The organism is Haloferula helveola, assembly GCF_037076345.1.
In the GTDB taxonomy this organism is placed as follows: Bacteria; Verrucomicrobiota; Verrucomicrobiia; order Verrucomicrobiales; family Akkermansiaceae; genus Haloferula; species Haloferula helveola.
Map to the genome: position 1 here is coordinate 3,377,289 of NZ_AP024702.1, position 14,742 is coordinate 3,392,030.

The 14,742-nt window shown below is 63.9% G+C and carries 9 protein-coding genes; 5 read left to right on the top strand and 4 right to left on the bottom strand.

The annotated features are described in order from the left end of the window. The first annotated feature begins 5 nt into the window (after nucleotides 1-5). The 4 genes from HAHE_RS12690 to HAHE_RS12705 all read left to right on the top strand — a co-directional run bounded on the left by HAHE_RS12690 (nucleotide 6) and on the right by HAHE_RS12705 (nucleotide 6,651). A complete protein-coding gene (locus tag HAHE_RS12690; RefSeq protein ID WP_338684956.1) occupies nucleotides 6-2,750 on the top strand; it encodes an Ig-like domain-containing protein in 2,745 nt (914 codons plus the stop codon). Next, a complete protein-coding gene (locus tag HAHE_RS12695; protein ID WP_338684958.1) occupies nucleotides 2,747-4,183 on the top strand; it encodes a hypothetical protein in 1,437 nt (478 codons plus the stop codon). Before HAHE_RS12690 ends, HAHE_RS12695 begins: the two co-directional genes overlap by 4 nt. After that, complete coding sequence (locus HAHE_RS12700) at nucleotides 4,180-6,000, top strand: sulfatase (RefSeq protein WP_338684960.1); 1,821 nt, start codon at nucleotides 4,180-4,182, stop codon at nucleotides 5,998-6,000. Before HAHE_RS12695 ends, HAHE_RS12700 begins: the two co-directional genes overlap by 4 nt. A gap of 87 nt (nucleotides 6,001-6,087) precedes the next feature. Next, a complete protein-coding gene (locus HAHE_RS12705; protein WP_338684961.1) occupies nucleotides 6,088-6,651 on the top strand; it encodes a hypothetical protein in 564 nt (187 codons plus the stop codon). Here the strand turns inward: HAHE_RS12705 and HAHE_RS12710 are convergent, their stop codons facing one another. The 4 genes from HAHE_RS12710 to HAHE_RS12725 all read right to left on the bottom strand — a co-directional run bounded on the left by HAHE_RS12710 (nucleotide 6,652) and on the right by HAHE_RS12725 (nucleotide 12,160). After that, nucleotides 6,652-7,323, bottom strand: a complete 672-nt coding sequence (locus tag HAHE_RS12710) for a DUF4230 domain-containing protein (protein ID WP_338684962.1) — start codon at nucleotides 7,321-7,323, stop codon at nucleotides 6,652-6,654. A gap of 18 nt (nucleotides 7,324-7,341) precedes the next feature. Further along, nucleotides 7,342-7,788 carry a hypothetical protein gene (locus tag HAHE_RS12715; protein WP_338684964.1) on the bottom strand — a complete coding sequence of 149 codons (447 nt, stop codon included), beginning with the start codon at nucleotides 7,786-7,788 and terminating at the stop codon, nucleotides 7,342-7,344. A 79-nt stretch (nucleotides 7,789-7,867) separates the two neighbouring features. Then, nucleotides 7,868-9,829: a c-type cytochrome gene (locus HAHE_RS12720; protein WP_338684965.1), complete on the bottom strand. Its 1,962-nt coding sequence runs from the start codon at nucleotides 9,827-9,829 to the stop codon at nucleotides 7,868-7,870. A 108-nt stretch (nucleotides 9,830-9,937) separates the two neighbouring features. Beyond that, complete coding sequence (locus tag HAHE_RS12725; RefSeq protein ID WP_338684967.1) at nucleotides 9,938-12,160, bottom strand: DUF6797 domain-containing protein; 2,223 nt, start codon at nucleotides 12,158-12,160, stop codon at nucleotides 9,938-9,940. A gap of 246 nt (nucleotides 12,161-12,406) precedes the next feature. Between HAHE_RS12725 and HAHE_RS12730 the strand changes: the two genes are divergently transcribed. Further along, a complete protein-coding gene (locus HAHE_RS12730) occupies nucleotides 12,407-14,665 on the top strand; it encodes a glycoside hydrolase family 2 protein (protein WP_338684968.1) in 2,259 nt (752 codons plus the stop codon). The last annotated feature ends 77 nt before the right edge of the window (nucleotides 14,666-14,742 follow it).

Genomic DNA, 14,742 nt, shown 5'->3' on the forward strand with positions numbered 1-14,742 from the left:
AGACCATGAGAATTACCAAGACACTGCTTGCTGTCTGTTCGCTAGCACTGTCAGGCCTCGTGCCTGTCCGTGCCCAGATCACCTATGTCGATGCCGTCGAAGGAGCGGCAGGCAACACCTTTGCGACGGGTGGCTCGCTGGCGGACACCAGCTGGATCGACACCACTTCCAATGCCAGCGCTGTCGATGACAGTGCCTGGATGAAGCGCTCGGGAGGCAGTCCGGGCTGGACCGAGCACAACGGAGGCGACGTGATGCAGGCGTTGGTGTCGGGTTATCCGAATACCGTTCCGGAGGTCACGACCGAAATCACCGGACTCGCGGACGGCTACTACGATGTCTGGGTCTTTTTCTGGGAGCAGACGGTTTCGGCAACGCAGGACTGGGTGATTGACACCGGCTTGGCGTCGGGTTCGCTGACTTCCTACAGCTCCTCCGCGGGACCCGTGGTCGGCACCGACAGCAGCACCCCGGTGGATGCCAACACGCTGAGCTTCAGCAACGCCCCCAGCGTGACCGCGGCCGGAGGCAACCAGACCATGTTCGGCATCAATCTAGGGCAGGTCGCGGTTTCGGGCGGATCGTCCATCGAGGTTTACGTCGACAAGCTTCTCGGCGTTGGCAGCAACAACCGCACGATCTTCGACGGAGTCGGCTACGAATACACCGGGCCGCTCGTTCCTCCCGCACTCGTGTCGACCGATCCGGTGGACGACGAGCCGGCGGCGGTGGCGACGCAGGATCTGCTGGCAACCTTCGACGTGCCCGTCCAGGCCGGGGCGAGTGGCAACGTCACGCTGAAGCGCACCAGCGACGATTCGACCGTCGAGGTGATCTCGGTAACCGACACAACGCCTCCCGGCACAGTTGTGATCAGCGGTGACACGGTAACCATTGATCCGACCGATGATCTGGTGCCCGGGACCGAATACTACGTGCTCATCGACGCGAATGCGATCGAGGCCATCACGTCGGTCGGCTACCCCGGAATCAGCGATACCGAGGCTTGGAGCTTCACCGTGGACAGTACCGCGCCATCCGGCACCGGCATGCTGCCGTTGGCGGGAGCCATCGGGATTCAGCCCGGTGCCGACTTGTCCTTGAGCTTCGACGAGGATGTGATCGGGGTCTCCGGCAAATTCATTACCGTGTATCTCACCGATGGAACGCCGGTGGAAACGATCGACGCCTCGACGGCCTTGATTGCCGGAGGGCAGGTGACGATTCCGGTGTCGATCGATCTCGGCCTCGGGAATTCGTACTACGTGACGGTCGAATCCGGTGCGTTCACCGATCTTTCGGGCAATGCGTTCGCCGGTTTTGCCGGATCGACCGCCTGGACCTTCGTCACCGCGCTTGCCGACATCACTTACATCGATGCGGTCCCGGGAGCCGCGGGCAACACCTACGCGACCGGTAGCACGCTGGCCGACACAACATGGGTCGGTCCGGATGCGAGCGGGGGCAGCGACACCGTGTGGAACGAGCGCTCGGGGCTCGAGTCCAACGGCGACTACCTCTACCAAGGCCTGTCCGACACGACCCCGCCGCCGGAACTGACCACCGAGATCAGCGGTCTCCCGGACGGCATCTACACCATCTGGGGATTCTACTGGGATCAGATCGTGAGCGACTCACAGAATTGGACGCTCTCGGCGGGATTCACCTCGGGTTCCCTCACCACCTACAGCTCTCCCGGCGAACCGGAGGTGGAAGGCGCGACGACCGACAACGTGATCAATGCCGGTGCCTTGAGCTTCACCTCCCCGGTCGATGTGGAAGCTGCGTTTGACGGCTCCGAATACCTCCGCAACCTGTTCGGAGTCGAGATCGGGAAGGTCGAGGTCTCGGGCGGCTCGGCGGTCAGTGTTCACATCGGTTCCAATCTCTCGAATGGGTCGATCAACCGGACTTGGTACGACGGTGTGGGCTACCAGCTCGTTGCCGGTTCCTCGCGGATCACATCGATCACTCCGGTTGGCGGGTCGACCTGGGAGCTGACGCTTCAAGGGCTTCCTGACACCGCGTATGAGTTCCGCGAGTCCGCGAACCTCGTTTTTGATCCCGGTGCTTTGGTCACCGGTCTGACGCAGGGCGATCCCGGTGACCCGGGCACGGTGGGAGGCGGTGGCGACCGCCGGTTGACGACCGACAGTGGCGGCAACGGCACCGTCCGCATGACGTTGGCAGGAAGCCGGAACTTCGTTCGCGCGCAATTGCCTCCGCCCTTGCTCAGCGTCGACTTCGAAGCCGATGGCGGTGGATTTACCGTCGCCACCACGCAAGGAACCGCATGGGCCTGGGGTGATCCCGATTCAACGGGATTCGGCGGGACGGTCAGCGAGGGTGCGGGAGGTTCGGTGAATTGCTGGGGCACCGGCATCGGAAACCCCGGCTATTATGTCGACCCGACCGACACCTGCCTGCGCTCGACCGTCATCGATCTGACCGGGGTGACGGCCGCGGAGTTGTCCTTTGCCATGGCCTTGGACCTCGAGGGTGGGGACAGCGTGACCGTCAACATCATCGATGACACCACCGATGCGGTGATTGCCTCCGACATCGTCAGTATTACCGACACGGACACCGTGGCGGCTGACTGGGAAACCGTCGGCCCGATCGCGATTCCGGCCGGCGCCCTCGGCCAACCGGTGCGTGTCGAGTGGTGTCTGAGCGGCGTCGGGGGAGGCACGGACGATTATCTGGGCTGGTATATCGACAACGTCACGGTTACCGACACTTCACCATGAGAAAACCCATTCGATGGATCGGATTACCCGAGTCCGTGAATCTCCGTCGCCACGTGCGGCTGGGGCTCTTGGTCACGATCGGGTTCGCCCCGGTCCGCGGCGACGTCACTTACGTCGACGCCGTCGAAGGTGCGGCGGGAAACACTTTCGCCACGGGCGGCTCTCAAGCCGACACTTCTTGGATCAATCCGGACACCGGCTCGGGATCCGACGATGACCAATGGAAGGTCCGCGCCTTTGGCAACAATGCCACGGTGTTCCAGGCGCTTCACAGCAGCACCACGATGCCGGAGCTGACGACCCGGCTCAGCGGGCTGTCTGACGGAAACTACGACATCTGGGTTTTCTTCTGGGACGGGCCGAACTCGAACACGTGGACCATCTCGGCCGGTTTGGCGTCGGGCGCGTTGACGACCTACAGCTTCGATGGTCCCGGTGACACCGCGACCCCGGTGGCGGCGGCGGGCCTGAGTTTCTCGAACTCGCCAATGGTCACCGAGGATGTGCGCACGCTCTACGGCGTGAAGCTCGGGCAGGCGACGGTTTCCGGAGGGAACGACGTCGATGTCTTTGTCGACAACCTGACCGGCGGTGGTAGCAACACCCGCACGTGGTATGACGGCGTAGGCTACGAACCTGCCAGCACCGAGCCGGTCGACACCGACGGCGACGGACTCACCGATGCCGAGGAAGGCGGACTCGGAACCAATGCGAACGATCCGGACAGTGACGACGACGGAACGCCGGACGGGGTCGAGGTGGCACAGGGGACCGACCCGACGGATGCCGCCAGTGTTCTGGGTGTGCCGTTGGTGGCGATCGATTTCAACCGCAACGACAGCCTTGGATCACCGAGCCAGTCGGGATTCCGGGTGATCGGCGGATCGAACACCCAAGCGGAGAATTCCAACTCCTACGTCAAGCAGGTCGGCGCGCTGCAGGTCACGGTCTCGAGGCCGGAGTCGACCGAGTTCGAGTTCCGCGGAGCGAATGGCGACGGCTCCCGTGACATTCCCGGTGGCGACACCTCGTTGTCCTATCTTGTGTCCGACCTGATCGCGACCCGGGATGGTGCGATCGATATCGAAGTGACGGGTCTTCCTGCCGGCGACTACGTGTTCCGTTCGTATCACCTCGAACCGTTCAATTCGACCGCCATGGGGTTCGCCCAAGGCTCGACCAACCTGTTGCCGAACACCGTCGAAGGGCGGGTGGGGGGAGTCCTGAAGGGCTCGGTCCAGACGAATGCTTTGGGTGCGCCGGGTTTGAACACCACCTTCATTCACGACGGCAACATCCCGACACTGGCGTTTCCGTTCAGCTACGACGGGACCGGGCCGATGACGGTCCAGGTCACCGCCACGGACTCGGGCAGCGGTGGCACCTTCCTGATGATGAACGGCTTCGAAATCCTCAACGCCCTGGCGCCATGAAAACGCTACTGTCCGTCCTTCTTTTCAGCGGGGTTGCGCTGGCCCAGCAGCCGAACGTGCTGTTCATCGCGGTTGATGACCTGCGTCCCGATCTCGGGTGCTACGGCGCCTCTCACATGGTTACGCCGAACATCGACACATTGGCGAGCCAGGGTCGGGTGTTCAGCCACCACTACGTTGCGGTGCCGACCTGCGGGGCGTCGCGCTACGCCCTGATGAGCGGCCTTCGTCCGACTTCCTCGACCGACGACAACAACGCTTTCAACAACATGCCGACCAGCCTGCCGGCGAATCCGGAGAGCTGGGTCGATTTGCTGCGGCGCAATGGCTGGCATACCGCGTCGATGGGGAAACTGACCCACGAGCCGGACGGCTTCCGATGGGATTTCCCGTCCAACTACGACATCGGCCGTAGCCGGGCAACCCTGCCGGACATGCGTTTTTCGTGGGATGAGATCATCTATGATCACGACAAGTGGGGCGCGCAGCGCTATCCGCTCTTCGCGTACGCCGACGGGACCGGCCGGGTGCGGAATGTGTCGGCCGCCTACGAGGTCGGTGTCGACGGAAGTGGCGCGAGCCTGCCTGACGAGGCCTATCCCGACGGTCAGATGGCGCAGGCCGCGATCGGCAAACTCCGTGAATTCGCCGACGACGGCACGCGCTTCTGTCTCGCGGTCGGTTTCTACAAGCCCCACCTGCCGTTCAACGCGCCCAAGGCGTACTGGGATCTCTACGATCCGCTGACGCTGCCCGGGCCGGTGCCGGTGTCCGTCCCGACCGGAGCGAATTCTTCGACCACGACCAATTCGGGGGAGATCAATGCCTATACCGGGGCAGGCGACCGTGACCTACTGCGTCACGCGTACTTCGCGTGCGTTTCTTACGTCGACGCCCAGGTCGGGAAGGTGCTTGCCGAGCTAGACAGTCTCGGGCTGGCCGACAACACCATCGTGGTCCTGTGGGGCGATCATGGCTGGTGCCTCGACGACTACGGATTGATCGGGAAACACAAGGTGCTCGAGCGTTCGCTCGAGTCGCCGCTTATCATCCGCGCGCCCGAGGCCTCCAACCCGGCGGCCTTTGCCGGGATTCCGGCGGAAGGAGTCGTGGAGAGCATCGACATCTACCCGACCATCGCCGAGCTTTGCGGGCTCACGCCGCCGGCCGGCCCGGACGGCAGCTCGCTGGTCCCGATGCTGCGCAATCCGTTCGCCCCGGGAAAGAGCCATGCCTACTCGCGCTGGGGTGGGCTGACGACCATCCGGACGCTCGACTGGCGCCTGATCCAAGCGAGTGGTGACTACGATCTCTACGACCTGTCCTCGTTCCGCTACGAGCTGGAGGATGTTTCGGGAAGCAACCCGTCGGTCGTGACCGCGCTGAGCGCGGACCTCGGAACGCAGGGCAACCGGTCCGGCACGACCTATGCGACGTGGGCCGGAGGCAGCCCCTTGCTGCTCGATCCTGACGGAGACGGTGATGGCGATGGGGCGTCGAACCGGAGCGAATACGGCGCTGGCACGGACGGGCTGGATCCTACGTCGCGGCCGACGCAGCAGGTCAGCTTCGAGGATCTCACCGCCGAGGGTTTCTCGGCGGATGAGACGGTGTTCCGTTTTCAGGCGGCGAGTGATCGCGATGACCTCAGTCTGGTGCCGTCGACCTCGACCGATCTGCTGAACTGGAGCTTCCCGCCGTTGGAATTCCTCGATGCCACGGATCTCGGCGGGGACGTCTGGGAGCTCCGGTTCCGACTGACGGACCTTTCCGCCGCCGCTCGGTTCTTCCAGTTGGAAGATGCGGGCGCTCCGTAGCATCAGGCATTCGCCCGTTCGCCTGGCATGGCTGCTTTTCATCCGAACTTCATCGGCGGATCACCGTGGCGCCGGTAGGCTGCGACCGTGAGAATCGACACCGCGCGGCTGCCCCGCCAACTCCGCTATTGGTCCCTTCACTGCTGGATCAACGCGCTCCCGAGCTTTTTGATCGCGCTCTTCTACCTGGAATTGTGGGAGTCGCCTTTGGCGATCTTGGCCATGGTGCTCGCGATCTGCACATTCATCGTGACCTACACCGTGGTGACTTCGATCGAGGGTTGGTTCTCGAATCCGGACGGACTGGCATCGAGGGCCGTGAGGATCGGAGCGGGGGTGCGGATGGCGATCAGTCTGATCTCACTTCCGATGCTGATACCCGGAGTGACGATGCTTTTCATGTTCACGCCGGACTTCTGGGCCGGATGGTTTGCGGTGATGCTGGTGAATGGTGCCGCCCAGTCGCTGGGGGCTTCCTCTCCCGTCCTCGGCCCGGGAGGTGACGGCGGCGGCTTCCTCTCGGTATTCGCGACCACGCTGATCGAGGGCGCGACGCTCTCGTTGATGCTGGCCATGTTTGCCTTCTTCGCGCTGGTGATCCTCCAGATCCGCGCGCGCCGGAGGGGTGTCGAGATTCCGGCTTCGGTCTGATCAGTCGGCCGCGGTGCTCTCCTTCTCCGTGCCGTGTTCGATCCGGACCTGATCGGCGCCGATCAGGTCCTTCATGCGGGTGCGAAGGGTGGCCTCGACCACATCGAGTGCACCGCTCTTTTCCGCTTCGGAACGCATCTGCAGTCGGAGCTCGCGGAGCACCTTCGCACGGTCTTCGGCGGTCACGCCGTTCCACCATCCGTCCTTCTCGTTGAGCACCTGGAAGTCGATGAGTTCCACGCCGAGGATCTCGGGCTCCGGGAAATTGGCGACCGGCGTGCCGTCGACCACCTGCAGCGAGACGCCGGGCTTCAGGCGGTAGCCGGCGGTCACACGGTAGTCGCCACGGATGATCAGCTGCTTGGTGCCGGCCGAAACATACTTCAGGATGAAGGCTTGGTTCTCGTAGCTGCGCGTGGCCGACATCCGCAGTTCGAGGAGCGCGAGTTCGGCGATCTCGTTGCGTTCGACCACTTCGGCCCGGCCTTCGACGATCCGCGTGTCGGAGTTCGTCAGCGCGCCGAGGATCTTGTCGAGACCCCGCTCGATTCCGGACGCGGTGCTGCGCGCGCTGTCTTGGAAGAACCGGACGCCGAGCCACGCGATCAGCACGAATGCGCCGAGCACGAGGCTCCAGCGAACGGTTCTCCAGATTTCCTTTTGATGTTCCATGTCGGGAAAAGTCGACCGTCAGGTCCGGGCTTGGGGCAGGACCGGATCGACGATGTTGTTGGCCATGCGGGGGATCCCCGCGACCGTGAGATAGAGGAAGATGATCCCGATGAAGCGGATGACTCCGAAGGTCGGTCCCCATTCGAAACCGTGGATCAGCGACATGATGCCCCACACGATGACGGCGAGTGGCAGAACGATCCAGCCGACCACGATCGCGGAGATCAGGGCCGAAAGGAAGATGCCGCCATGGAAGCCGGATCCGCGTGTCTTGCGGCCGACAAACATGTCGATCACCGAGATTCCCATTCCCATGATGACGCAAGCGGCGCCGGCGAGGTCATAGGCCAACGCGTGGCGGATCAGGCCGATCGCGAGCAGGATGATGCCGACGACAAGCAGAAGCCACGCGACCCGGAGTTTCGTCGGGATGCGGCGGAGCATGCGGCGGGTATCGTCGAACACGTCGGTGGACAGATACCCCGGAACCCGCGGGAATCTAAGTGGAAATTGGGCGCCGAATTGGAGTGGCCCGGCAACGGAGTCACTCGGAGACGCTCAGGAGGTAGTTCCAGATCGCGTCGAATTGGGCGGCCGCGTCGCCTTCGAGAATGTCGGTGCGTTGCGATTCGCCATTCTCGCTGTAGACGGGCATCTTGGTGTCCGGCGTGACCGACAAGGGATTGGCCATCCAGCGCATGAACCACTCCTTGCGGAGCCGGTCGTGGGCCAGAGCGAAGTTGACTCCCTCGACTTCGAAAGCGGCGGTTGCCTTGGTGTCTCCGACGGCGTGACAGGTGTTGCAGCCGAAGCCGTCGGCACTGATCAGGGTTTTGCCGATGGCGGCGAGATCCGCATCCGGTTCCGGCTTTGCCGGTGGTCCCGGCGGGACGCCGTGCATCTTCGCGAGGCCTTCAGCGAGGCCGCTGGCGTGTGAGTGGAACGCGGGCATCCGCATGTCGAGCCACGGACGGGGGCGGGGCGAGGCTTTGCCGTCGATCATCGATTCCAAATACGACGCATGCAGCATCTCTCCGATGAAGGTCAGGTGCGGTCGTGACTGGTCGAGCTTCTCGTTCTCGCCCGGAATGTGGGCGACGAGATCCTTGGTCTCGATGTGTGTTGTGGCCAGCAGCGAGCGGACTTCGTCGATGTCGTGGCAGGAAGTGCAGCGGAGCGATTCGAGCTTGGCGGACGCATACTCCGCCGGGACGTGGCGCTTCAGCGGCTCCGCGCCCGTTTTGGAGAATGCCGCCAGCGCGGAACTTTCCTCATCGGTCAGGTTGAAGCGCGGCAGGTCCTTGCGGGCGGTGAGGCAGCCGTCCTTGCTCCAGTCCTTTTCAAAGATCGCCTCGAGCGATGGAACGCCGCCGACATCGAGCGGCAGGCCGGCGTGGCAGGCGCCGCAGTTGAGTTGCTTGGCGAGTTCCGCGCCCTTGGTGGCGTCGCCATCGGGAATGCCGTGGTCCTTGTGCTTGTTCTTGCCGGATTCGGCCAGCAGCCAGGCCGCGATCGACTGCGCTTCGTCGTCACTCAGTCCGAAGTCGGGCATGCCGATGTGCGGGTACCACTTGTCGGGCTGCTTCAGGAAATCGACCAAGGCGCCGGGTTGGAACTTCTGCGCGACTCGGTCGAGCGGCACGCGTCCGGGATCGGGTTCCTTCGCACCGGGCACGTTGTGGCAGGCCACGCAGCCGAAGCGGTGGAAGTGCTCTCCGCCCTTTTGAGCAAGTCCGGCGTCGGGTGCCGCGGGAGCGTCGGCGATCTTCAGGGTCACCAGCCACGCGGCGAGGTCGGCGGCCTGCTGTTTGCCTTCATCCGTCGAGGCGTCGACGAGCGCGGGCATCCGGGTGTCCGGCTTGAGCGATGCCGGCGAGGCGATCCATTGCGCCAGCCATTCCTCGGTCAGGCGTCCGCCGGAGTCGGCGAGGATCGGCGCGATCTCGAGCATCTCGGCCATCGGCTTCGAGCCGAGTCCGCTGGCCGGTAGGTGGCACTTCGCGCAGTGGTTGGCTGCGAAGAGTTCGCGGCCCATCCGTTCGGGTGACGACTTCGATTCCGTCTTGAAGGCGGTCGGCGGGATGCTCTGCCTGGGGAACGAGCGCTCTTCCCAGAACAGCCGGAACTGCCCGGAGCCGTCGTCCAGCGACTTGTAGGTCACCGAGACATCGTGTTCGCCCGGGTTGAGCCGGATCCGCTCCGACTGTTCAGCTGCGAGTTGCCCGGCTGCGTGGAGCACCTCCTCACCGTTGACGGTCAGAGCCGCCGAGCCGTCGCCTTCAAAGGAGAAGTAGAGACGTTGGCGTTCCGCGATGACCAGCTTGCCGGTCCACGTGACCTCGAAGGGACCCGGGGCGAGGAACGGGGTGGGGGACTCGCCTTTCTCGACATAGATTGCCGGCAGGCGGTCCGTGCGGGTGTCGGTGGCGCCGCCGGAGGTGAACGTTGCCGTCAGGTCGGCGCGGGCGGCAGGAATGCAGGCGAGGGCGAGGAGGGCGAGACGCATGGCGTTGGGGTGCGGTGGGAAACCACGGATCCTTGACCTACCCGAAAGTCGGGCGGAGGTCAGCCGTGATCCCGCGTCATGCGAGGCACGACGCGGGTCGCCGGGTGATCAGTTCGGAATCTCGCGGACCGTCGAGTGGATCGACGAGTTCAGGATGTCGCCTTCGTCGGTCTCGAGATCGTAGCTGACCTTGAGCTGCATCGACGGCTTATGGCCCTCGAGTTCGATTTCGACCGTCTGGCCGTCGTCGAGAAGCTTGGCGGCGGTGACCTTGACGTTGTCACGGCTCTTGTGGCCCTTCGACTCCTTGCCAAGCGCGACCTTGCGGGCTTCCTCGTCCGGGTTGTCGACCGAGAACTCACCCGACCCGTACTGCGGGCCGCGGACGTAGTCCCAGCGCTGGACCGAGTAGCTCGTCGGATCGGTCGCGAGTTCCTCGTCGAGCGGCACTTCGAAGTGGATGCGCACGCCCTTTGGAGTGACGTGGAGTTGGTCGGGAATCGTCACCGGCTTGCCGGTGTAGCGGATGCGGTGGAAGGCGCACTCACTGGCGGCATTCGTCTGCCAGCCGCGGAAGCCGAGCACGTAGAGCGAGCCGTCCGGATGGAAACGGGCGCGCATGGCCGACGAGCGCAGCTTCACCGGCACCGGCACCACGCCACCCTGCAGCGTTCCGTTCACGGTCTCGGGCAGCACGCGGTAGATCGTCGACTGGCCGTAGGAAAGGTGGAGCATCTCGCCCGCCTGAAGTCCCCACTTGGCTTCTTTCGGCACCCACACCTGCGAGCCGCCGGAGTTGTCGACATCCATCGGCAGGTAGCACAGCGGCTCGGTGTAGGGTGCGTCCTTGAGGTCCTGGCGCGATTGCTCGGTGCCGAAGAACAGCGGGCGCTGGTCGGGCTTCATGAAGTTGATCTTGCAGCACGGCTGCCAGGTTCCCTCGTTCTCGCCGGTGGTGATCTCGCCATTCGGTCCGACACCCACACCTCCCGGGGCGCGGAGGCCGGTGGCGATCACCTCGGACGAGGATCCGTCGGGCGACACGCGGATGACCGTGCCGTGGTTCGGCAGGATCGCATCGAAATTGCGTCCACCCGGGCGCACCGGAGCGGCCTTGGAGAAGTAGAAGTTGCCTTGCGCGTCAGTCTGCAGATCGAAGGCGAACTCGTGGAAGTTCGGCGATACCGTAACGTCGCGGTTGAAGGCTTCGAAGTGATCCGCCTCGCCGTCGCCATTGAGATCCTTGAGCCTGGTGATCTGGTCGCGGCCGTTCACGTAGATCGTGCCGTCGACGACCTTGACGCCGAGCGGTTCGAACAGTCCGGCGGCGAAGCGCGTCCAGGTGAGTTTGCCCGGTTCCTTGATGCCGCTCACCACCCAGACGTCACCGTTCCAGGTGCTCAGGGCGGCGGTGTTGTCGTCGATGAAGTCGAACCCTCCGAAGCGCAGCTTCGACTTCCAAGGGTTGTCGTCGGGCAGCGTGATCGTGTCGACGACCCACGGTGACTTCGTGTCCTTCGAAAGGTCCGCTTCGGTCTCGACCTTGCCTTGCCACAGACCCGGGCCGCCCTTGATCGCCGAATCCAGCGAGATCGGAGCCACGGCACCCTCGCCGGTGGCGATGGTCAGGTTCAGTTGCTTGTCCGACGGTGCGATCGTCACCAACGTGTTCTTGTCGGCCGCGACCGAGGCTCCGTCGGAGGTGGTGAATTTCGTTTCACTGCCATCGGCGATCAGACCGACCAGCGCTTCGGAATGCGGCGCGACCTGCAGGTAGCGGACGAATCGGCCGTCGACGACGGCCGGGTGGTCGAGAATGCGGGTGCCGTTGACTTCGTAGTCGAGGACGATCTTCGAGCCGTGACGGTAGAAGCCCTTGAACGAGGCGTTGTCGACGTTGCCGTAGGGGCCTTCCGACTTCGATGCCTTCCGCTTCTGGGTGTAGAGCGTGTATTCGATGATCGGGCGCTTGTCCTCGAACGAGCCCGCGCCGTCGGCCCAGCCGGTGCCGCTGGCGGTGGTCAGCAGGCTGCCCTCCTCGTTGGCGAGTTTCACGAGCTGGCCGTGGGCGCCGGTCCACGGGGTTCCGCCCCATTGGAGGCCACCCTTGTAGACGGTCGAGTAGCGCAGCGTTTCGGTGTCGAACAGGGCGCGATAGCCGTCGCCGAGGTCGATCAGGATGCCCTTCACGGCCGCGACGCGTTCCTCGCCCTGGTAGGTGTCGGCAAAGGTGCTGCTGAACGCGGGGCCGATCTGCATTTCCTCATACCACTGGGCTGCGTGCAGGCTGGCGGTGAGCGGAAGAAGGGTGAGTAGCTTCGGGAGTCGCATGGTTCTAGGTACGGACGATTGGGTCATGAAGTTTAGCCGGAACAGGCGGATTTCCTGATTCCGGCCGGTGGATACGGAAGTGGCCCGATACGAGGCCAATCCGTAGCGATTTTACGGTTCGAGGTCTCTTCCTCTAGCGCCGGACCTGTGTCATTGTGAGAGGCCCACCCGTCGCGTCATTCGACCGCCGAAGCTAAACCCGGCAGGCGATCGCCGCGTATTCGTGTCAACCCAGCCTGCACCGTGATGAAGTCCCCAATCTGCCCGATTCTGCCCGCCCTCGCCATGCTCCTCCAACCCGGTATTTCCGCCGCAGATGGGGGGTGGGCTCCGAAAGACCCGCCGATGCTTACCCGATGGGCGAAGGACATCGACCCGTCGATGCCCCTGCCCGAGTATCCGCGTCCCCAGATGACCCGCGAGCGCTGGGCGAACCTCAACGGATTGTGGAACTACTCGGTGGTGCCGGCGGGCACCGACCAACCGGATGCCTGGGAGGGCAAGATTCTGGTGCCGTTCGGGATCGAGAGCTCGCTCAGCGGCGTCAAGCGCCCGTTCCGGCCGGACGAGGTCCTGTATTACCAGCGCGACCTGACGATTCCGGAAGACTGGAAAGGTGACCGGGTGATCCTGCATTTCGGGGCGGTCGACTACCTCAGCGAGGTGTTCGTCAACGGCCGCAAGGTCGGCGGCCACGAGGGCGGCTACACCCCCTTCAGTTTCGACATCACCGATTTTCTCACTCCGTCGGGCGAGCAGGATCTGGTGGTCAAGGTCACCGATCCGACCCGGCAGGGTGGCCAGCCTCGGGGCAAGCAGACGCTCAACCCTGCCGGGATCATGTATACGCCGACTTCAGGTATCTGGCAGACCGCTTGGCTCGAGCCGGTGGCCGAGGGCGGCATCGAGGACTTCCGGGCCGTCCCGGATCTCAAGTCCGGATCGGTGAAGGTCACCGTCGACCTGTATGGCGGCGAGCAAGGCGATCTCATCGTGACCTGCGGAGGGCGGAGCGTCCGCGGCAAGGCGGGTGACACGCTCACCATGCCCGTGCCCGACGCGGTGCTCTGGACACCCGAGAATCCGCACCTCTACGACATGACCATCGAGCTGAGCCGCGGTGGCAGGACGGTGGATGCGGTGGACACCTATTTCGGCATGCGCTCGATCGAGCTCGCGGAGGTCGACGGCGTGCAGCGGCTGCTTCTCAATGGCAAACCGTACTTCATGTTCGGACCGCTCGACCAGGGGTTCTGGCCGGACGGAGTCTACACCGCCCCGACCGACGAGGCGCTGAAGTTCGACCTCGAGGTCACCAAGAAGCTCGGCTTCAACACGACCCGCAAGCACATCAAGATCGAGCCGGCGCGTTGGTACCATCATGCCGACAAGCTCGGCCTCCTCGTGTGGCAGGACATGCCGTCCGCCAATTCCTACGATGCTCCGAATCCGCATCCGGCGATCGAGCGCGAGGCCTACGAGACGCAGCTTCGCGAGATGATCGACCATCTCGAGAACTGCCCCTCCATTGTCATGTGGGTCGTCTTCAACGAAAGCCAGGGCAAGCATGACGTCGTGAAGCTGGTGAAGGCGGTGCGCAAGCTCGACCCGACGCGACTCGTCAACGAGGACAGCGGTTACCAGAATCACGGTGGTCCGTTTCTTGGCGTCGGCGATGTCGATGACTTCCATCCGTATCCGGCGCCGCGGGCTTTTGATTATCCCGACCACGTCGCGTTCGTGCTCGGCGAATACGGAGGAATCGGGCTCAAGACCGGCGACAACAACCCGTGGCAGAAGAAGGGCTGGGGCTACACTACCACCGAGACCGCGGAAGAGTTGGAGAACCTCTACGCGAAGTACAACGGACGGTTGCGCGAGTTCCGCGACGAGAAGGGGCTGTGTGCCGCGATCTACACCCAGCTCACGGACGTGGAGATCGAGATCAACGGCCTGCTCACCTACGACCGCGAGCTCAAGGTCGACCCCGAGTGGATCGCCAAGGCCAACCGCTTCGAGTGGTTCGGTCCGGAATTTACCGGCATCGTGCCGACGTCCCGCGACGTGTCGCAGGAGTATCTGGTGACCTTCGAGAAGCCGGCGGAAGGATGGATGAAGCCCGATGCCGACACCGGATCGTGGAACGCGCGGCCGGGTGGATTCGGAACGGAGAACACGCCGGGAACCGGCAAGATCGGCACCGAGTGGAATGGCTCGGACATCTGGCTCCGCCGCTCGTTCACCTTGCCGAAACTGACTGAAGACCAGATGAAGGACCTGGCGATCGAACTTTATCACGACGACGACGTGGAAGTGTATGTCAACGGTGTGCTCGCGTTGCAGCGGGAAGGCTACGTCACCGAGTACACGCCGTTCCGGCTTCCGGATGATGCCAAGGCGGCACTCAAGCCGGGTGAAGAGAACCTCATCGCGATCCACTGCCGTCAGTCGCACGGTGGCCAGTATGTCGACTTCGGGTTGGGCGTGCTGGACGACGGTCGGTAAAGGGTTGATCCCGGGCCATTTCCACCGGCTTGCCCGGAGAGCTTGCCGTTGCCTTTCGGAGTCTCCCGGACTACCGG